General features: G+C 39.3%; 20 protein-coding genes. 3 read left to right on the top strand and 17 right to left on the bottom strand.

Translation table 11 applies throughout. The annotated features are described in order from the left end of the window. The 5 genes from HMPREF9088_RS05090 to HMPREF9088_RS05070 all read right to left on the bottom strand — a co-directional run bounded on the left by HMPREF9088_RS05090 (position 1) and on the right by HMPREF9088_RS05070 (position 4,602). Complete coding sequence (locus HMPREF9088_RS05090) at positions 1-2,211, bottom strand: HD family phosphohydrolase (protein ID WP_007208083.1); 2,211 nt, start codon at positions 2,209-2,211, stop codon at positions 1-3. A 21-nt stretch (positions 2,212-2,232) separates the two neighbouring features. Then, entirely contained in the window at positions 2,233-3,204 is a 972-nt protein-coding gene (locus HMPREF9088_RS05085; protein WP_007208082.1) for a PhoH family protein, read from the bottom strand. Between the two features lie 136 nt (positions 3,205-3,340). Continuing rightward, on the bottom strand, positions 3,341-3,787 hold the full coding sequence (locus HMPREF9088_RS05080; protein ID WP_007208081.1) for a GatB/YqeY domain-containing protein: 447 nt from the start codon (positions 3,785-3,787) through the stop codon (positions 3,341-3,343). A 30-nt stretch (positions 3,788-3,817) separates the two neighbouring features. Beyond that, complete coding sequence (gene rpsU / locus HMPREF9088_RS05075; RefSeq protein ID WP_002356740.1) at positions 3,818-3,994, bottom strand: 30S ribosomal protein S21; 177 nt, start codon at positions 3,992-3,994, stop codon at positions 3,818-3,820. Between the two features lie 173 nt (positions 3,995-4,167). After that, a complete protein-coding gene (locus tag HMPREF9088_RS05070) occupies positions 4,168-4,602 on the bottom strand; it encodes a Fur family transcriptional regulator (RefSeq protein ID WP_007208080.1) in 435 nt (144 codons plus the stop codon). A 98-nt stretch (positions 4,603-4,700) separates the two neighbouring features. Between HMPREF9088_RS05070 and HMPREF9088_RS05065 the strand changes: the two genes are divergently transcribed. Further along, a complete protein-coding gene (locus HMPREF9088_RS05065; RefSeq protein WP_007208079.1) occupies positions 4,701-5,561 on the top strand; it encodes a pyruvate, water dikinase regulatory protein in 861 nt (286 codons plus the stop codon). Between the two features lie 67 nt (positions 5,562-5,628). Here HMPREF9088_RS05065 and thrB read toward each other — a convergent pair whose 3' ends face one another. The 5 genes from thrB to trxB form a co-directional block, all read right to left on the bottom strand. Continuing rightward, complete coding sequence (gene thrB / locus HMPREF9088_RS05060; protein WP_007208078.1) at positions 5,629-6,507, bottom strand: homoserine kinase; 879 nt, start codon at positions 6,505-6,507, stop codon at positions 5,629-5,631. Between the two features lie 22 nt (positions 6,508-6,529). After that, positions 6,530-7,801 carry a homoserine dehydrogenase gene (locus tag HMPREF9088_RS05055; RefSeq protein ID WP_007208077.1) on the bottom strand — a complete coding sequence of 424 codons (1,272 nt, stop codon included), beginning with the start codon at positions 7,799-7,801 and terminating at the stop codon, positions 6,530-6,532. A gap of 123 nt (positions 7,802-7,924) precedes the next feature. Continuing rightward, positions 7,925-8,218, bottom strand: a complete 294-nt coding sequence (locus tag HMPREF9088_RS05050) for an ArsR/SmtB family transcription factor (RefSeq protein WP_040366462.1) — start codon at positions 8,216-8,218, stop codon at positions 7,925-7,927. Positions 8,219-8,264: 46 nt separating this feature from the next. Then, a complete protein-coding gene (locus HMPREF9088_RS05045) occupies positions 8,265-9,995 on the bottom strand; it encodes a phospho-sugar mutase (protein ID WP_007208075.1) in 1,731 nt (576 codons plus the stop codon). Positions 9,996-10,092: 97 nt separating this feature from the next. Next, on the bottom strand, positions 10,093-11,019 hold the full coding sequence (gene trxB, locus HMPREF9088_RS05040; RefSeq protein WP_040366461.1) for a thioredoxin-disulfide reductase: 927 nt from the start codon (positions 11,017-11,019) through the stop codon (positions 10,093-10,095). 173 nt (positions 11,020-11,192) lie between these two features. Here trxB and HMPREF9088_RS05035 point away from each other — a divergent pair, with 173 nt between their 5' ends. Continuing rightward, complete coding sequence (locus HMPREF9088_RS05035) at positions 11,193-12,572, top strand: MATE family efflux transporter (protein WP_007208073.1); 1,380 nt, start codon at positions 11,193-11,195, stop codon at positions 12,570-12,572. A 34-nt stretch (positions 12,573-12,606) separates the two neighbouring features. Further along, complete coding sequence (locus tag HMPREF9088_RS05030; protein ID WP_040366459.1) at positions 12,607-13,083, top strand: glutathione peroxidase; 477 nt, start codon at positions 12,607-12,609, stop codon at positions 13,081-13,083. 132 nt (positions 13,084-13,215) lie between these two features. Here the strand turns inward: HMPREF9088_RS05030 and HMPREF9088_RS05025 are convergent, their stop codons facing one another. From HMPREF9088_RS05025 to tyrS, 7 genes are all read right to left on the bottom strand, one after another. Further along, complete coding sequence (locus tag HMPREF9088_RS05025) at positions 13,216-14,991, bottom strand: ABC transporter ATP-binding protein (RefSeq protein WP_007208071.1); 1,776 nt, start codon at positions 14,989-14,991, stop codon at positions 13,216-13,218. Then, positions 14,991-16,745 (bottom strand): ABC transporter ATP-binding protein, encoded by a 1,755-nt coding sequence (locus HMPREF9088_RS05020; RefSeq protein ID WP_007208070.1) that lies wholly within the window; start codon positions 16,743-16,745, stop codon positions 14,991-14,993. Before HMPREF9088_RS05020 ends, HMPREF9088_RS05025 begins: the two co-directional genes overlap by 1 nt. Before the next feature lie 119 nt (positions 16,746-16,864). Beyond that, positions 16,865-17,071, bottom strand: a complete 207-nt coding sequence (locus HMPREF9088_RS05015; protein WP_007208069.1) for a YneF family protein — start codon at positions 17,069-17,071, stop codon at positions 16,865-16,867. 120 nt (positions 17,072-17,191) lie between these two features. Further along, positions 17,192-18,010 carry an ABC transporter permease gene (locus HMPREF9088_RS05010; RefSeq protein WP_007208068.1) on the bottom strand — a complete coding sequence of 273 codons (819 nt, stop codon included), beginning with the start codon at positions 18,008-18,010 and terminating at the stop codon, positions 17,192-17,194. Continuing rightward, entirely contained in the window at positions 18,010-18,915 is a 906-nt protein-coding gene (locus HMPREF9088_RS05005; RefSeq protein WP_007208067.1) for an ABC transporter ATP-binding protein, read from the bottom strand. The genes HMPREF9088_RS05010 and HMPREF9088_RS05005 overlap by 1 nt, the downstream gene beginning before the upstream one ends. 71 nt (positions 18,916-18,986) lie before the next feature. Beyond that, positions 18,987-19,886, bottom strand: coding sequence for a deoxyribonuclease IV (locus HMPREF9088_RS05000; protein WP_007208066.1), 900 nt, complete (start codon positions 19,884-19,886; stop codon positions 18,987-18,989). A gap of 80 nt (positions 19,887-19,966) precedes the next feature. Further along, positions 19,967-21,232 (bottom strand): tyrosine--tRNA ligase, encoded by a 1,266-nt coding sequence (gene tyrS, locus HMPREF9088_RS04995; protein WP_040366457.1) that lies wholly within the window; start codon positions 21,230-21,232, stop codon positions 19,967-19,969. Positions 21,233-21,339 lie beyond the last annotated feature (107 nt).

Below are 21,339 nucleotides of genomic sequence, written 5' to 3'. Positions count from 1 at the left end.
TTATTCCTCTCTTTTCTCTTGTTCTTCTTTCATTTGCTCTGCTTCTGATTTCATTTTTGGATACTTGATTCTTGAATGGAACGTCGAACACAAGCCATTAATCAATGATTTTTCAATAATGCGTAACTCATTTAATGTCAAGCCCGACTCATCCAACTGACCATCTAATATACGGTCTTTGATTAGATTTGAGACAAACGTTTTAATTTTTTCATTACTAGGTTGATCCATTGCTCTAACGGCAGCTTCACAACTATCAGCAATGCTAACAATCCCCGCTTCTTTTGTCTGTGGCTTAGGTCCTGGATAGCGATAATCCGATTCTTTGACTGAATCGTTGCGTTCTTTTGCTTTAACGTAGAAAAAGCGCATCAACGTTGTTCCATGATGTTGGCGACAAATATCTATGACCATTTGGGGCATTTTTTCAGCTTCTAACACCTTGGCTCCATCGATCACGTGGCCAAAGATAATATCTCGGCTATCTTCGGGTAAAAGAAAATTATGAGGATTTTCAGCACCAGCGGGTAGATTTTCTACGAAGAAATTCGCATGCTTTAATTTCCCAATATCATGATAGTAACATGCCACGCGTGTCAAAAGGGAATTGCCACCGATATCAGCTACTGCATTGGCACTCAGATTGGCTACCATCATACTATGATGATACGTACCTGGAGCTTCCTCTAATAGTCGTTTCAGCATGGGATGATTGGGATTGCTAAGTTCATTTAAAACAATTACACTGTCATCAGTCACGAGTAGTTCAATATATTGGTGGAGTCCTACCGTTAAAAGCAGTGACAATAGACTACCTGCTAATCCACAGACAAGTGCAATCCATGTTTGCCCACTGGTAAAACTCATCTCTTGGAACAGAATGAGCGTGACATTCATCAATAGAGGGAAAACAACCAACCACATCAACGCATTAAATCCTTGGTTAGAAATACGTTGTTGTCGGACAATAGTCCCCATAATACCAGAAAAAAGATATGAAATCAGTAAGAAGACCAATACATTCAATCCTACATCTGCAGCCGTATTGCTAAATATAAACAATGCAAAGACCACTTGGAAAAGTGCAGCTAACAAACCAGAACGGCGATTCATAAAGAAGTTTAGCACAAGTGGCGCAAATGCTGCTGGATAAAAGAGTGATAAGTGAGGTGCTGCGTTTGTTTGGAACAATTGGAAAAATTTCATAATCAATAAACTGACAATCATCATTGAAGCATAAAAGAGATAACACTTTAACCGTTTAGACTGTTCTTCCATTTGGTGAACAAAAAAGGCCAGCATGCCAATCTGCAATAAAATCGTAAAAACAAGTGAAAGTAACGGATAATAATTTACTGACTGATTGGTCAAACCTAATATTCGCAGCTTTTCAATCGCTGTACTGTCAATTTGAGATCCTTCACGAACAATGATTTCGCCTTGATAGATCATGACAGGTTGTACGGAAGCTTTGGCTTCATTTTGAAGTTCAGTCGTTTTCTTTTCATTCAAAAAAGTATTGGCAACGATACCTTTCGATAATAAATATCGCACAGCTTCTGCTTGGCTCGTCGATACATCGCTCGCTTCTAAGGCACTTTCCGCCTTTTGACGAACACTTGTGACATCACTCTCTTTAATTTGAGCTTTCATTTGATCATCAACTAGATTCAGGGTAACTTGTTCTACTTTCGTAATTTCTGTGGTCGAAAGTGAAAACATCGTTGTCAAAAAGTTTGTTGTCAAATCTTGATAAAAATCCAAATCATCTGTATCAACAGTCTCAAATTGTTTTTTTAATTGACTAATTAATTCTTCTGTCGTCGGCTTGGAGACTGTCGACTTATCTTTTGCAGCTTGGGTATTTTTTTGATAAGCTTCATCTGCACTTGTTTTAACTTTTAAGATTAAGGTAAACAGATTAGCCAAAAGATCATGTTGTCTTGTTGCCAGATCAGATTGGTACGTATATTCCGGCGAAACTGCTTCAGCAGCTAATTTTCTTTTTTGTTCAGTAGCCGTCGAATTTTCAATCGTTTTATTTGCCCGTATATTGGTCTCTGCAACTTGCCCTTCTTTGTAGCTATTTGCAGTAGGCTTGATACTTGGGTAGAGGATCGCGAGCGTTAGAACGAAAAAGACGATTAGAATGATTGGTACAAGAAACTTTCCAAAGCGCTCGTTCATTTTTTCTAGCGATTGATTTAGCATGACTGCTTCCTCCTATTCTTGTTACAATTGTTCCGTTGTTTCATTTTCATATGCTCGAATAATTTCTGCTACCACTGGATGACGCACAACATCTTCTGCATCAAAGTGAACAAAGTCAATTTGCTTAATACCTTGCAATGTTTGTTGTGCATGAATTAAGCCACTCGTTACTCCTCGTGGCAAGTCAATTTGGCTAGCATCACCATTAACAATCATCTTTGAATGAAAACCTAACCGTGTCAAAAACATTTTCATCTGAGCAATTGTCGTATTTTGGGCCTCATCTAAAATTACAAAGGCATTCTCTAGTGTCCGTCCACGCATATAGGCAAGAGGGGCAATTTCGATTATGCCGCGCTCCATCAGGCGATTGGTATGATCGATACCGAACACTTGGTAGAGTGCATCATACACGGGACGAAGATATGGATCGACCTTTTCTTTTAAATCGCCGGGTAAAAAGCCTAATTTTTCACCAGCTTCTACAGCTGGTCGTGTGAGGATAATTTTTTCGACTTGACCTTTTTTTAAAGCCGCAATAGCTAAGACAACAGCCAAGAATGTTTTCCCAGTCCCAGCTGGTCCAATTCCAAAGACAACATCATGCCGGCGAACAGCGGTAATATAATGTGATTGACCAATTGTCTTTGCTCGGATCGCTTTTCCGGCGCGATCTTTCATAATCTCTTCTTCGTACATCGCTAGAAAGGAAGGTAACTTCCCTTGATTCATAAAATTTAATGCGTTAACGACATCTGCTGTATTAATGTTAATTCCTCGATTGATTAGTGTTAAGAGGACTTGGAAGACTTGTTCTGCATTTGCTACATCGTGTTCGGTACCGATTATTTGAACAATTTCCCCACGAGCACGAATCTGTGTATTGGTATTTTCTTCAACTAACTTCACATGTTTGTCATGCGTGCCAACTAACAATGCAAAATCATCAGTCGACTGTAAATGAATTTCTCTTGAGTATTGGTTATCTTGCAAAAAAAAATCGCTCCTTTGGTTCTAAATTTATTCAGTATCATCATACCATATCTTATTTCAAAAGAGATTACTTTTCCTATCAACTAACCACACCCACATGAAAAAGCCGCAGAACAAATGTCTGCGGCGTGTCATATTACTTGTCTAAACGTTCTTTCACAACGGCATTTACTTGATTCCCATCAGCTTTGCCTTTAACTTGTGGCATAACTACTCCCATCACTTTACCGAATTCTTTGACGGAACTGGCGCCTGTTTTTTCGATAGCTTGTGCGACAATGCTGTGAATCTCTTCCAGAGTCAATTGCTCTGGAAGATACTGTTCAACAATCGTAATTTCACTTTTTACTTTTTCAACAAGATCTTCTCTGCCTGCTTTTTCAAATTCAGTTAATGAGTCCCGACGTTGTTTCATTTCTCTTGCAAGAATTGTCAACTCTTCCTCATCATTCAAATCGCGGCCAATCTTGATTTTTTCATTCTGTAGTGATGCTTTCAACATGCGAATGACGGTTAATGTCTCTTTGTCCTTCGCCTTCATCGCCGTTTTCATGTCATCATTCAACGTATTTAGTAGTGACACACTACCAACTCCAGTTCTTTCGCAGCAAACTTAGAATTTTTTACGTTTTCTAGCTGCTTCAGATTTTTTCTTACGTTTCACACTTGGTTTTTCATAGAATTCACGTTTGCGAGATTCTTGTAAAGTACCTGCTTTTGACACGGAACGTTTGAAGCGACGAAGAGCATCGTCAAGAGATTCATTTTTGCGAACCACTGTTTTTGACATATAAATTCCCTCCCTCCGAGCTTAAAAAGTAACCGTTTTTGTTATTGAAATAGTTTCAATAACGCACACTGTCCTTAAAAAATTATAACGAAAGACTGTTTTTCTGTCAAGTTGTTCTTTGGTATTGTTTTCAATAAAACATGAATTTTATTAAATGGTGTTATCTTTGGTGCTTATTGACACTCTTCGCAACGCCCATAGATTTCAAAACGATGCCCTTCGATCTTGCAACCAGCTAATTGCTCTTCAAATATATCCATTGGGCACGCATCTAATTCTTTGGTCTTGCCACAGACGGAACAAATAAAATGGTGATGATGTTCGCCAATACCATGATGTTGGCAATGAAAACGAAATTGCATTTCACCATTTAAATCTGTCTTCTCTAGAATACCTAAATCAGAAAAATCATGTAAATTGCGATAAATTGTATCGTAGCTATAGCCAGGAAATTGCTCACTCATTTCGTCATAAACTTTTCTAGCAGGTAGGTAGCGATTTTTTTGCGCCAAATAAAAAAGTAGCGCCTCTCTTTTTTTAGTATACTTATAGCCTTTTTCTTTTAAAATATGCCATGCGTGTTCGATGGCTGGTATCTGTTTTTCCATAAATTAACCTCTGTATTTTCTAAATCATAATGCTTACGTTTCACAAATTTAAAGCTATGGTATAATAGATGGAAAAAGAATGCAAGTGAGGCGATTTTATGGAAAACAAAGAAACAATTAATCTCTTCGTCATTTCTGATTCTGCAGGTGAAACAGCAACAAAACTAGCACAAGCTACAATGGCGCAATTTCCATCAGTGAATTTTTGTTTGTATCGAAGAACTTTTATCCGTTCTAGAGAGGCACTCATTAAAACATTAGCCGATGCAAAAGAAGTCAATGGTATCATCCTTCATACGTTGATTAGCGAAAATTTAGTCGAGCTGACCAATGACTTTTGTGAGCAAAGTGGTTTGTATAATATTGATGTCTTAACGCCTACTGTAGACGAAGTGACTCGTCGAACAGGGATCCTCCCAAGTCGGGAACCAGGCGCACTTCATCATCTAAATGAAAACTATTTCCGCCGAATCAAGGCGATGGAATTTGCAGTTAAATATGATGACGGCAAAGATCCTCGCGGCTTTCTCGAAGCTGACATTATCTTATTAGGTGTCTCTCGCACATCAAAGACACCATTGAGTCTTTTTTTAGCTAATAAGAATTTAAAAGTAGCAAACTTACCGATTGTTCCTCAAGCTCATATCCCGAAACAAATTTGGGAAGTCGATCCTAAAAAAATTGTCGGCTTGACCAATGATCCGGATATGTTAAATTCGATTCGTAAAGAACGAATGATCAGCTATGGCTTAAATCCTGACTCAGCATATGCCAATATTGACAAAATCCGTGAAGAATTGGCATTTGCTAATGAGCTTTATCAAAAAATTGGGTGTGTGATAATCAACGTCGCCACTCTATCGATTGAAGAAACAGCCTCAATGATTCTAAATGCCTTAAAACTTGAAGATCATAGTTATTATATTTCTGATAATGATGATGCTGTCCACCCTTTCTAAGAAAATTAAAAAGGCGATTTTGCTCCGTTAAACACATTTCTGTTTAACAGCGCAAGATCGTCTTTATTTACCTTACATGAACCCCTATCCGGTCAATCGATAATGGTGCAATTTCAGCAGCATCAGAAGCCGAATCTTGTAACTTTTTGACAATCGTATCCCTCTTATCAAGCGGCGTCAAGATTAAGACGGTTGGTCCTGCACCACTCAAAAAACAGGCATAGGCTCCTAAAGCTAAGCAGCTATCTTTCACTGATTGTAAATGTGGAACCAATGAATTGCGATACGGTTCATGCCAACGATCCGCAGACATCATCTCACCAGCAACTGCTAAATCTCCTTGAATAATTGCCGCAATCATGACATTGGCGATCGCACTTGCTTCGACCGCTTCTTTAAATGCAAATGTCTGTGGCAAGACATTGCGGCTAGTTTTGGTTAGCAGTTCAACCTTTGGAATGTAGGCAATCACGCCACAGTCAGGAAACTGGTGCTTCACAGAAACGACCGTTCGTTCACTCCGCTTTGGAAAGTAAGTCGAAACCACAAAATCACCAAATATAGCCGGAGCGACGTTATCCGGATGTCCTTCGATTGCCGTTGCCAATTCTAATTTTTTTTGAGGAGTAAGATTTAGATTTCCTAGCTGATTGGCAAGCTCAATTCCGGCGACAATCACCGATGAACTACTCCCCAACCCTCTCGCTAACGGAATCTCTGATTGCATCACAAGTCGATGTGGTGCGATTGCAGGACAAATACTTAATGCTGTCGTTAGTAACAAGTTGGTTTCGTCTGTGGGTACTTCAGCTCCTAGCTGATGGTCAATGAACCAACTGTCTTGTTGCTCTTTTACTTCAATCGTCAAATAACGAGCGACCGCGATACCACAAGAATCAAACCCAGGACCTAAATTGGCACTCGTCGCAGGAACACGAATTATCAAAGTTGTTACCCTCTTTCTTAAGCTAGTCTACAAACGGTAAGGCGCCCAAAACTGAGCCCATTCGATTTAAACTTTCTAGTAAGTCATGAAGTTGTTCACTAGTTAATGGATTCGTCACGAGCCACTCATATGCATCATCTGCTATGCTCACATGATGAATGGACTGAATATCTGCGAGTTGATCATTGGTGAATTTTTGAGAAGCATTGGCTTTCTTCATGACAATCCCCATTTTTTCTGCAGGTGACTCAGCTAAAAAGGTAAACTCTAGGTTTTCAAAAAATACAGGAGCAAATTGATTGCTTGTCCCTAGTTCTTTCTTTTCAATTAGGGCTTGAATATCTGCTAAGACACTCGTAGCTGTCGGAGCTGCTCCCGCTCCAGGTCCACTAAGGAAAGATTGCCCAATCTGCGTACTATTGACTTGTAAAGCGTTGGTCTCATTGTCAATCAAAGCTAAAGATGTTTGATCTGAAACCAAGGCAGGAGCTACTCGTAAACTAAGCTCATTACCTATTGCTTTTACTTCACCTAATAATTTGATTTTATAGCCAAATTGCTTGGCTACTGCTAACTGAGCGGGGTGAATGGCCGTAATTCCATCGATTTGAACGTCTTCCATCTTAGGATAAACATGGTAAGCAAGTTGGGCTAGAATCATTACTTTATAGGCGGCATCGATTCCTTCTACATCGTTTGTAGGATCAGATTCGGCAAAACCTAATTCTTGTGCTAAAGTCAACGCTTCCTCATAACTTAAAGATTCATTCAACATTTTAGTCAAGATGAAGTTCGTCGTCCCATTTAAAATTCCGCGAATGCTAGTGATTGTATCCAGAGAAAATTGTGTCTTCAATGGATTGACAATTGGGATTCCCCCTGCCACGCTGGCCTCGTACCCAATCGTCACGCCATGTTGATTGGCAAGTGGTAATAGCTCATGAGCATATTGAGCCATCACATCTTTATTCGCTGTCACCACGTGTTTTTTTGCTTTTAGGGCACGAACAATGTATTCTTTTGCCGGTGACACGCGACCGATTAATTCAACGACAACATCGATTGAGTCATCAGACAAAATATCATCATATGAATCCGTCAGTTGAAACTGATAGTTTTTTGCTAACTTTTTCTTATCTTCTTCTAAGATGGAACGAACTAGTCCATAGACGATTTCCACTTGGACACCGGTCCTTTGATAAAGGTATTCAGAATTTTTCGTGACCAATTCAACCACTTTACTACCGACAGATCCGAGACCAAGCATTGCGATGCGTAACTTCTTGCCTTCCATATTAACTCCTAACTGAAAGTCATCTTGATAACTTTCATCATTTTCTCATAATTTCACTTAGCATACCAAACTCTTCAAAAAAAACTAGGAATTTTTATAAAATTCCCAGTTTTCTTTACTCTATCAGTTGTGGCGCACATGATCGAATGTCTTCGTCAAGATTGCCAAAACATGACCATCATCAAGACTATATAAGATTGTTTTACCTTCACGACGATTTTTTACAATTTGATTCTCACGTAACAGTTTTAATTGATGGGATACGGCAGATTGCTCCATTGCCAAGTGAGTGGCAATGGCTGTCACATTTAACTCGCCATCTTCCAATAATAATAAAATTTTGAGTCTAGTCACATCGCTTAATAGTTTATAGATTTGACTGACACGTTCGAATTCTTTGTCGGATACTTCTTTCATTTCGTTCTCCTTATCACTTTTTGTCAACGTGATATAGATTATACCTTTAAGCGTTTGTTATTTCATTAATTGCGTCTTCTAAACTAGCTACTTTTTCTTCAGCTTCCGCTTGTGAGGATGCTTTCACACCAATATAGAACTTAATTTTGGGTTCTGTACCAGAAGGACGTACAGCAATCCAACTACCATCTGCTAAGATATATTTCAATACATTAGAAGGTGGTGTTGTCATTTTTTCAGTGCTATTGGTTTGGTGATTTACTTTTGTTAATTCTTTAAAGTCTTCGGTAACTTCTACTGTAGCACCGGCAAATTCACTTGGTGCTTCGTTACGGAAACGAGTCATCAACGCAGCAATTTTACTTGCCCCCTCTTGCCCGCTCATCGTTACAGAAATTGTTTTTTCTTTGTAGTAACCATATGTTTCAAAAATTTCTTGTAACGCATCATACAATGTTTTATCCGCTTTTTTGTAATATGCTGCTACTTCTGCTAATAAGACCAAAGCTTGAATGGCATCTTTGTCACGAACAAAAGATTTCACCAGGTAGCCATAGCTTTCTTCAAACCCAAACATAAAAGTATGCGAATGGTCTTCTTCAAATTGTTGAATTTTTTCTGCAATAAATTTAAAACCAGTCAAGACGTTCAGCATCTCAACGCCATAGTGATTCGCAATAGCAGTCGGTAATTCACTAGATACGATCGATTTAATAACCACTGCATCTTCTGGCAATGTGTTGGCTTGCTTATGAGCTTCTAAAATATAATGGATGAAAATGGCACCGATTTGGTTTCCGGTTAGTACTTGGTAGTCACCATTTGGCATACGGACTGCAGCTCCTAGACGGTCAGCGTCGGGGTCAGTCGCGATTAATACATCTGCATTTTCTTCTTTTCCTAATTTCATGGCGTATTCAAATGCCCCAGCCTCTTCTGGATTAGGAGATTTTACTGTTGAAAAGTCTGGATCAGGGATACCTTGATGGGGTTCAATCACAAATTTTTCAAAGCCAGCTTGTTTTAATGCTTTTTCTCCTAGCATTCTACCTGTACCATGTAGTGGTGTGTAGACAAGCTTTAAGTCTTTGCCCATTTCTTTTACTAATTCAGAATTTATCGTTACTTTTTTAACTTGTTCTAAGTATGCTTGGTCGACTTGTTCACCAATGATTTGAATCAAGCCACTCGTTTCCACTTCTTCTTCCGATAAGATTGGAATTTCTAATGGGTTTTCGATACCACGAACAAATGTTGTCAAAGCATCTGCATCTTGCGGTGGCATTTGACCGCCATCTTCACCATATACTTTGTAGCCATTGTAAGCAGCTGGATTGTGAGAAGCTGTAATCATAATACCGGCAAATGCCTTTAACTCTCTTACAGCAAATGAAAGCTCCGGTGTTGGTCTTAGTGATTCAAAGACATATGAAGGGATATCATGTTGGGCTAACGTACGTGCCGCTTCCATGGCAAATGCTTCTGAAAAATGACGCGAATCATAAGCAATCGCAACGCCTCTTTTTTTCGTTTCTACATCTTGCGTGTCGATAAATAATGCCAAACCTTCTGTTGCTTGTCTGACAGTATAGATATTCATTCGATTAATACCAGGACCTAATACCCCACGCATCCCAGCCGTACCAAATTCAAGCGGCGCATAGAACGCATCTTCTAAAGCTTCAGGATCAGTCGCTAGCTCTTCCAATTGTTTTTTTAAGGTGGGTTCTAATGTTGCTTCGTTATTCCATTGTTGATAGACATCTTGCCAAGTCATATAAAACACCCTTTCTCATTTAATCATGCTTATTATACCACTGATTTTCATTCCGTCCTATAAAAAAACGACTGCCAATGATGGCAGCCGAGTGATACTATTTTTGCATATCTTTTAACGTTTCAATATAAGAGAAAACGTTTTGTCCAGCAATACTTCCTTCACCAACAGCTGTAGTAATTTGTCGTAAGTTCTTCTCGCGAACATCGCCAACCGCGAAGACACCAGGAATGCTTGTTTCCATCTCTTCATTTGTAGGAATCCAGCCATTTTCATTTAATATACCCGCTGATTGAAATGGCTCTGTTAATGGATCTAGGCCAACATAGATAAATACGCCGCCAGCAGCTACTGAAGATTCTTCACCCGTTTGAACATTTTTAATTTTCACTGATTCTACGACACGATCGTTACCAGTAATTTCTTCGACAACGGAATCCCAAATAAAGGAAATTTTTTCATTGGCAAAGGCCCGATCTTGAATAATTTTTTGTGCTCGTAGTTGATCACGGCGATGAATAATTACCACTTCTGATGCAAACTGAGTTAAATATAGAGCTTCTTCTACAGCAGAGTCTCCACCACCAACAACAACTAATTTTCGCTCGCGGAAAAAGGCACCATCACAAACGGCACAATAAGAAACGCCACGACCAGCATACTCGTCTTCACCTGGTATGCCTAATTTACGATGGTCACAACCAGTCGCAATGATGACTGTTTTTGCTTGGTACGTCTGGTCATCGGTCACGACTTCTTTATAAGAGCCACAATCCTTGATTTCTTTTACGATACCGTATGCATTTTCTACGCCAAACTTAGTCGCATTCTCATACATTTTATATGCTAACTCAGGCCCTAAGATTGAATCAAATCCTGGATAGTTTTCTACTTCTGCTGTGTTATTCATTTGGCCACCGGGTGCGCCACGTTCAATCATCACTACTGTTAAATTGGCACGAGCGGCATATAGTGCGGCTGTCATTCCCGCAGGCCCCGCTCCAATTATAATTACATCGTTCATCTTTGTACCCTCCAAATTGATTTCTGTTTCCAACTTTACTTATTTAAAGTAAAATTTACAACTAATCTGCTTAAATATACTAACATTTCTTTCATAATTATTGACTTTGCTTTTCAGTCAGGTAAAATTTCCTAGACGTTATAATTATTAAACTATAAGAGAGGTTTTTACTTTTGACAAGAGCAAAATTAGTCACGCCTTCTGACAAAGAGTTACTTTTTTTAAGTTGGCCTATTTTTATTGAATTTTTCTTGCGCGTTGTTATCGGAAATATTAACGTCTGGATGATTTCACATTACTCTGAACCTGCTGTCGCTTCGATTGGAGCAGCGAATCAACTACTGAATTTATCGATTTTTGTATATGGCTTTGTCACAGTCGGGACCCAAATTTTGATTGCACAGTACTTAGGTGCCAAAAAAATAGCGTCCGTCAAACAAGTCATCAACACTTCATTGTTCGGTGCGCTAGGGATTGGCTTTTTGATTAGCCTTGTTTTCATTCTCTTCTCATCTCAGCTTTTGCAGTTTATGAATCTTGAACCTGAATTGATTACAATTGGCAAAAGTTATTTACAAATTTTTGGTGGTAGCTTGTTTGTCTCAGCTGTCTCAGCTGTCATCATCGCCATCTTACGTACGCACGGCTATACTCAGCCTGCCCTACTTGTACCAATGGTCGCAAGTATTCTTGCTGTCATAGGAAACTATGTAGCGCTATATAGTCCCTTTGGCTTACCGAATTTCGGCGTAAGCGGACTTGCATGGTCCAGTGTGATTGGTAATATAATCGGCCTGATTATTGCCTTCTCATTATTAAAGAAACACATTCGCTTTTCCATTCGTGACCTCTCCCTCAAAGATTTTTCAGGAGCGAGAATCAAGCAAATATTAACATACGGTCTCCCTTCTTCTGGTGAGTCCTTATCCTATCAAGGAGCACAAGTAGTCGTGACGATGATTGTCGCTTCACTAGGTGCCAGTGTCTTAATTGCAAAATCATACATTACAGCAATCTCCCAATTTGTCTATCTAATTGCAGCAGCAATTAGTCAAGGGAATCAGATAATGATTGGTCGCAGCGTTGGCGCAGGAGAATTTCAGCGTGCGTACAAGCGTGGCATGCGTTCGACTGTCATTGGTGTATTGGCTTCGATTATGATTTGTGTATTGACCTATGTCTTTATCGAACCAATCATGGGAATCTTCACCACCAATCCTGAAGTTATTGCCATCTCAAAAGAAGTCTTCTTAGTCGAGATTATTTTAGAAGCAGTTCGCTCAGTCAATATGATTCTAGTCGGTTCTTTAAATGCTAGCGGCGATGTGAAGTTTCCATTAATCTGTAGTTTAATCGTTTTATGGCTAATCAGCTTGCCATTTTCATATCTTTTGGCAATTCGTTTTGGCTTTGGATTAGTCGGTGTGTGGATTGCGTATGCGATAGATGAGTTTCTAAGGAGTTGTCTGATGATTAATCGTTGGCGTTCTGGTGTCTGGAAGTCCAAGGCCGTCGTGACTGCTGAGGAAAAATCCATTGTCGATTTGGCTTAATCGCGGTATGATTGTCAAAAAGGAGGCGCTGATTATGTCGATTTATCAATTTCAAGTTCGTCTAGCTTCTGGCAAAGAGTATTCTTTAGAAAAGTATCAAGGCAAAGCGCTGATGATTGTCAATACGGCCTCAAAATGTGGCTTGCGCGGTCAATTCAAAGAACTGGAAGCATTGTATCAACAATACAAAGACGATGGATTCGTCGTGCTGGGCTTTCCTTCCAATCAATTTCACCAAGAACTGACTGATGGCCAACAAGCAAAAGAAAGCTGTCAATTAAACTATGGTGTCACGTTTCCCATCCATGAACTAATAGCTGTCAACGGCACTGACACTGATCCACTCTTTACGTACCTAAAGGAGCAGCAACCAGGTGTTTTAACCAAAGACATCAAATGGAACTTCACGAAATTTTTAGTTGATAAGACCGGCACTGTTGTTAATCGTTACGGTCCGAAGACTTCACCACTTGAAGCAGCACCAATGATTGAAAAACTATTACATGACTAAAATGATATACATTGAAGACTGTAGTTATACACAAAAAGACCATAAAATTCAGAAGTTGTTTCTCAATCTTTTGAATTTCATGGTCTTTTTTCTGATCCTTATAGAATACTCTCTGTAAGGAATAAGTGATAGTTAGATTTCTTCGCTTTGCAGTCGGTACATGTCCGCATATAAGCCATCTTGAGCAAGTAGCGTCTCATGCGTCCCTTGTTCGACGATGATGCCTTTATCTAATACTAGAATCATATTAGCATCTTTAATTGTTGATAGGCGGTGCGCAATGGCGATCGTTGTCCGATTCTTTCGCATATTCTCTAGTCCTTCCTGAATAGCTGATTCGGTCTCTGTGTCAATATTGGCTGTCGCTTCATCTAAAATTAAAATCTTGGGATTCGTGACAATCGTGCGGGCAAATGAAAGTATTTGCCTTTGACCACTCGAGTAACTGGCCCCGCGTTCTATTACTTTGGCCTGATACGATCCCGGTAGCTTTTCAATAAATTGATCTGCTTGAACAAAACGAGCAGCCTCTTGGACTTGTTCTTGCGTGATGGAAGAATCTCGAAGGCGAATATTATCGGTAATATCTCCATAAAATAAAAACGCATCTTGTAAGACCAAGCCAATTTTTTTGCGTAATTCCTCGATTGGATAGCAACGAATGTCTTTGTCATCGAGTAAAATTTGGCCAGATTCAATTTCATAGAAACGCATCAAACTATTAATAATGGAACTCTTGCCACTACCAGTGTGACCGACAAACGCCATTGTTTCTCCGGGATTGACAACAAACGAAATATTCTTTAAGACTGGTTGCCCTGGGTTATAAGCAAACGTGACATCTCGAAACTCAACTTTTCCGTTGACTATCGAATCAGTGGCATCTTCAAATGCAGCTGGAGCCAATTCTTGATGATCCATAATTTTTAGGATGCGGCTACTGGCAACAATCCCATCAGTAAAGACACTTAATGAATCCATCATTTGCGTCATTGGATTGAAAAAACTCGAAACATACGTAACAAACGCATAAATTAGACCCACTTCTACCAAACGGTGCGTAGCGTTGATTCCGAAAAGTGACAACGAAGCAGCCACTGCTAGAGCATACAAAAGATTGATGATTGGCGCTAATAGTAATGAGTTCGTACGAATCATCGCATACCGACTTGCTAGATACTCATTATTGGTTTCGTCAAACTCTTGGTTTAGCCGTGCTTCTTGGTGAAATTGTTGAATAATCGCCATACCGGAAATCGATTCATTTAGCTTGGTATTTAAATCACTCAGTCGTTCCCGCATTTGTCGATAGATACGTGAACTGTACTTTTGATAATACCCAATGATAAACAACAAAATCGGTAAAAATACGAGCATCGCAAGCCCAATTTTGATATTGATTTGTATCATGGCAATAAATGAGGAAACAACTGCAAAGATACCTGTGATGACCGTCATAAAGACATACCAAAATTCATTCAAGGTTTCCGTATCATTTGATACCCGTGAGACAATCGAGCCAGCCGGTGTTTGATCAAAATAGCGCATCCCTAACGTATGGATTTTTTTGAAAAGCTCTATACGAATATGATTCAATGTTCGCGTAGAAGCATTCGCATACATATAACTTTGAAAAAATAGCATACATGCTTTAACGATTGTCCCAAAAAGATACAACAAGCCAAATCCAAAGATAACTTGACCAGTAGCAGAAAAAGAAGTCAGATAGTTATCTATCAAATATTGGAGGACTTTAGGCAATAAGATGTTCACAATAGAAACTCCTAAAGCCAAACCAATCGCAACAAAAAATGATCGTCGATAAGGCTTAGCATAAGGCAACATACGCCGAATGATGGTCACTTGTTCTTTAAGCGTCAACTCTTTTGACCATTCGCTTTTTTGCATTATTTTTCACCTCGCTCTATTTTTGCTTCTAATTGTTGCTTGCTCCACATTTGTGCATACCATCCGTGATTCGTTAATAATTGACTATGTGTCCCTCGTTCAACGATTGTACCTTGATCCATGACAATAATCTCATCTGCATGCATTACACTGCTTAATCTGTGAGCAGTGATGATGGTCGTTTGTCGCTTCGTGCGTGCTTGAAGATGCTGCAAAATGGCTTCTTCCGTTTTCGCATCTACAGCTGACAAAGCATCATCTAATATCAACAATTCTGGTTTTGTGATTAATGAACGCGCAATGGAAATTCGCTGTTTTTGCCCACCTGACAGCGAGACGCCTCGTTCACCAACCAAGGTATCATACCCTTGCACAAATGCCTGAATGTCTTCATGTATTGCGGCGAGTTTTGCGACTTCTTCGACCATCGTTTGCGTAGATTTGGGCGCAGCAAACCGAATGTTGTCCCGAATGGTCATCGAAAATAAAAAGTGATCTTGTGGCACATAGCCAATCGCTGCTAATAAAGCCTGCAGTCGGTAGGCTTTAATGTCATGCTCACCAAACAAAATCGACCCTTGATAGTCATCGTATTCACGTAAAAAAAGTTTTAATAGCGTGGTTTTACCAGCACCCGTCTTTCCCACAATCCCCAGCGTCTTACCTTCGTCCAATTTCAGGGCGATATCCTTTAACACAACTTGGTCTGGGTAGTCTGGGTAGGCAAATGACTTGATATCCACCACGATATCCCCTTTGGCACGAGTCGCTATGCCATGTTCTTCTTCAATGATATGGGTTTCTTCTGATAGTAGTTCTTCAATTCGATCGTAGCTAGCATTTCCTCTCTCCAGGACGTTAAATAAGCGACCAATCGCAAACATCGGCCATACGAGCATACCAATGTAACTAATAAAGGAGACCAACTGCCCGACCGAAATCGTATGAGCCATGACATAGCGCCCACCTAACCAAATCGTCAGGACGTAAGAAATTCCGATAATAGCTGTAATACATGGATCAAACAACGCGTCATACCGATTCACTCTGCGATTTTTTTGAACCACTCGTTGGATTTTCTCTTCAAAGTCAGCGATATCCTCTTCTTCTTGACCAAACGTTTTAATGACTTTCATGCCCGTGATACTTTCTTGCGTTTTATCATTAATATCTGAAAACGCCGCCTGAGCATCGCGAAAAGCGACATGAATTTTTGATCCCAACACGCGCGAAGTCACTGCCAAAAGTGGCAGTGGAATCATCGCTAATATCGTTAAGCGCCAGTCAACAAATAAAACCATTGCAACAATGGTCGATATCCCTGTGATTAATGAATCAGCAAATGTCAGTATCCCCGCTCCAGCAACATTTTGCACAGCGCTGACATCATTGGTCGCATGAGCCATCAAGTCTCCTGTTCGATGGGTTTGGAAGAAAAGATGATCCATTTTTGTAAAATGGTGAAACAGTTGACTCCTTAAAGACCGTTCTAACTTAGCGGCACTGCCCCAAATATTTGTGCGCCAAATAAAACGGAACCCGTATTGTGTGAACGCAGCTAGTATGAGCACACCAATCCAAATCAATAACGTTTGCCTTGTTAATCGTTTCTGATCAATTTCATCAATGATCAAACCAATTATTTTGGGTGGTAATACTTGGACGATTGCGACCACAACCAAAGAGAAAACGCCGATTGCATAATGTTTTTTCTCTTGTTTAAAAAACCAACCTAACTTTTTGAAAATTGACACTGTGCGTCTCCCTTCTTGCAAAACATTTTTACAACAAAATAACCAAACAAGATAGAACGCCGAAACATTCTATCTTGTTTGGGTTATGTCGCATGTTCACTTCAAATAGTCATAGCGACTTAGTTTTGATTTTTCATTTGTTGCATCATTTGACGGATTTTCTTTTCAGATGGTTTTTGACCCATTGACATCATCATTGAACGCAGCATATCCTCATTGACAGGAGGATTTTTCTTTAAGTAATCTTTCATATATTTACGTGCATAAAAGAACCCACCAATTGCTCCGACAGCCAATGCAATAATAGCGACGATTACATACATCATAGTGACTCGAACTCCTTTCTAAACAATCTCTTCCCACCCATTCTACTAGAAGTGTCGTCAAAAAAAAAGACAAATGGCAAAATTTTAAAGAAGAGACTTCTTGCACTTTGCCATTTAATCTTAATTTAAAGCGACGTCTCGTTTCGTAAACAACCAATTGGTGATGAAATAAATGATTGCACTAATTACCAAAATTCCAATTCCCATCTGCCAATAGGTCAAAAGATACATATCAGATGCACTCGTCCATGATTTTGTTCCTCCAAGCATTTGAATAAAATCAAGAATGAGCTCGCGAATATTTAAGAGATTGAATGGATTCCAGCGTAACCAAGAATGCTTTGCCATAATAATAAATAAGAGAGCATTCATCATCGACGAGCCAAAAAGAACACCAATACCTAGCCCGACCGCTAGTGCCTGTGACCGTATCACCGCTGAAATAAATAAAGTAATCGATACATAAAAAACCAACATTAACAAATTGGTTGCGCCATATAAAAGAGCAACTTCAATCGCATTCCACCCTCCAAAGCTTGTCATGCTAGCAGTATAAGAGCCTTGTTTTAAGAAAATAATACTCGCAAAAAAACTACTAATTCCTAAAATGATCGTACCTACTAGGCCATATGCCATACATACAAGCCATTTAGAGAACAAAATCTGACTTCTTGTAAACGGTCGAATGAGTAAAAATTTGATCGTGCCCTTTGAAAATTCTTCTGCCACAGTAGATGCCGCCAGAATGACAATGACTAAATTTAAAAAGGAGCTAACCCCAGATAGTTCTGCAAAACTTTGCGGTCCGTCAACTGAAGCTTGAGCAAGCTTCATCAGATAGGTAATGCCAAATGTAGCGACAATTAAAAATAGAAACAAAAAAATGGTTGATTTTTTCTTGGCTAATTTAAGCCATTCATTTACTAGTAATGAGCCCATTATAATCCCCCCTCTTTTGTCCAATCCAAAAAGACCTCTTCTAGTGAAGCTACTTTTGGATAATAGGCAGAAATAGCCAAATCGTTTTCGACCAAGTCTTTCAGTAGAGAGACGCGAATGTCTTGCTCCAAAGTCACCCAAATTTGCTTACTGTGTTGTTCAACGGCTACTCCTTCTTGTCGCAAAAAGCGAATGACTTCTTCCGTTTTTTGCGACTCAATAATCATGGTTAGCTGTTGATTTTTTAACTCATTCATCGACACTTGGTGTGTGACTTTGCCGTTTTGGACAATAACCAACTCATCGGCAACTAGTTCAATATCACTGAGTTGATGACTAGAGAGAATGACCGATAACCCTTTGTTCTTTAAGTCACGAATCATTTCTCGAAATTCCTTCATCCCCATCGGATCCAAGCCATTCATCGGCTCATCCAATACAAGGAGTGAGGGGTGGTGAATCAGCGCTTGTGCGACACCCAATCTTTGGCGCATCCCTAATGAATACGTCTTTACTTTTTTTCCAATATGATCTTCTAAATGAACTTGTTTGATAATGGCTAAAATTTCTTCAGGCATGACTTTCTTTTTGGACATGCGTGCATATTGCATTAAATTGTCCATGCCGCTCATATAATTATAAAATTCAGGATTTTCCACAATCGCTCCGACTTCGGCAATTGCTTGGCGGTAAGTTTTTTTCAATGAATGATTGGCGATGATAATTTCACCTTGTGACAGACGCATTAAACCGACAATCATCCGAATAAGAGTAGTTTTGCCAGCTCCATTTGGTCCGAGTAATCCGACAATCTTTCCTTTCGGTACATGGAAACTTACTTCATCAATAATGATTTTTGAGCCAATTTTCTTTTGGACATTTTGCACTTCTAGGATGTTTTCCATAGACTCCCCACTTTCTTTCTATTTAAGCGTATCAAACCAATAAAAAAAAGCAAGTGCTATTGCACAAGCTTTCAATATTGTTCGTTTGCGAGAATTTTTTCTAAGAGTTGTGGATCAAACTCTTTTTTCTTTAACATCGCAATTTCGTATTTATACGGCGGCTTTTTATCTTTTTTATCTTCTCCTACAAAAGGCGTTTCTAAAATTTTTGGCAACTCGGCTAATTTCGGATGATGGACAACTTTGCACAGCGCGTCAAAGCCAATCGTACCAAAGCCAATGTTGGCGTGACGATCTTTATGTGATCCTTGAGGGTTCTTTGAATCGTTGACGTGAATTACTTTCAACCGATCTAAGCCAATAATTTTATCGAACTCTTCTAGGACGCCATCGAAATCCTCACGAATATTGTACCCTGCGTCATGTGTATGACAAGTGTCGAGGGTAACTGACAATTTTTCATTTAAAGTCACACCGTCGATAATCGTTGCTAATTCTTCAAAGGTTCTTCCCAATTCGGTGCCCTTACCAGCCATCGTTTCCAACGCAATCTGAGGTACTTGGTCTTTTTCAAGTACTTCATTTAGTCCTTTGATAATTTGTGTCAAGCCAGCGTCGACGCCAGCACCGACATGCGCACCTGGGTGTAAGGTAATTTGTTTGGCACCTAATGCCGTTGCGCGCACAATTTCTTCTCTTAAAAAATTAACGGCAAAGCCAAAGTTTTGCGGTTTCGTTGTATTGCCTAAATTAATAATATACGGTGCATGAACAACGATATTACTTAAGCCGTGTTCGGCCATGTAAGCTTTCCCTGCCTCAATATTTAATTCTTCAATTGGTTTTCTCCGTGTATTTTGCGGCGCTCCGGTGTAAATCATAAACGTAGATTCACCATAACTTGCCGCATCTTCTGCTGATTGCAATAACATTTTCTTTCCACTCATGGATACATGCGACCCAATTAACATCGTTTTCCTCCATTCTAAAAAAAACGAGCAAAGAAAATAATCATTCTCTTTTACTCGTCTCCATTGTTCTCAGACCATTCTTAGGCAAAAGTAAATAAGAAATATTTCTTTTTCCCTCTACGAATAATCGTGTGTTTCCCAGATAATTTGTCTTCCTCACGTAACTCGTAATCCACTGATTGAATGCGGTCACCATTGACATAGATGGCCCCATTTTGCAAATCTTCGCGTGCTTGTCGACGAGAAGAAACAATTTTTGATGCAACTAATAAATCCAATAGTTGTGAACCATCTTCGGTCGTGATTTCATAACTTGGCACTCCTTTAAACCCTTGTGAGATTTCTTCACTTGATAATGTTTTTAGTTCTCCACTAAATAGCGCTTGTGAGATATGAACTGCTTGACGATATTTTTCTTCTCCATGAACCAAAGTTGTTACTTCTTTGGCAAGAGCTTTTTGCGCTACACGCGATTCAGGTGCAGCGGTAAATTCTTGTTCAATAGCCGTAATTTCAGTTAAAGATAAAAACGTAAAGTATTTCAAGAATTTGATGACATCGCGGTCATCAGTATTGATCCAAAATTGGTAGAATTCATAAGGCGTCGTCTTTTCTGGATCTAGCCAAACTGCATTTCCTTCAGTTTTACCAAATTTTGTGCCATCTGCTTTGGTAATTAGTGGCATCGTCAAACCAAAACCTTGGACTTCTTTCTCACGACGCAACAATTCAATCCCTGAAGTAATATTTCCCCATTGATCGCTACCACCTAATTGCAATAAACAGCCATGGTTTTCATAAAGTTTTAAGAAATCGTACGCTTGTAGTAATTGGTAGGCAAACTCAGTGTAAGAAATACCACTTTCAATTCGTCGTTTGACACTTTCTTTACTCATCATATAATTAATCGTAAAGTTTTTACCGACATCACGAAGAAAATCAATCAACGAAATTGATCCAAGCCAGTCATAGTTATTCGCAAGGACAGCCGGAGCCTTTTCATCATCAAAATCAATAAAGCGAGACAATTGATCTTTGATGCTTTGGGACCACTCTTGGACAATCGATAAGGTATTCAATTGACGCTCTTGATCTTTAAAAGAGGGATCACCAATCATCCCAGTTCCGCCACCGACTAATGCGATTGGCACGTGTCCTTGAAGTTGAAAACGGCGTAACATAAGAATTGGTAACAAGTGTCCAATATGCAAACTATCTGCAGTCGGATCAAATCCTACATATAATTTCACGGACTCTTCATTTAATTGTTTTTCTAATGCTGCTTCATCTGTCGTTTGGAAAACCAAACCACGATCTTTTAGTTCTTGAAAAAAATCAGAACTCATGTTCATTCCTCCCAAATACATACTCATTACACATATTAACTGATAATTTAGCCGTTGCAAAGAGTTTTAAGCAGATTTTTCAATTTGCTTAAAACACTCTACCTATT

The sequence above is a fragment of the Enterococcus italicus DSM 15952 genome (assembly GCF_000185365.1).
Taxonomy (GTDB): Bacteria; Bacillota; Bacilli; order Lactobacillales; family Enterococcaceae; genus Enterococcus_G; species Enterococcus_G italicus.
This window is presented reverse-complemented; position numbering and strand designations above follow the sequence as displayed.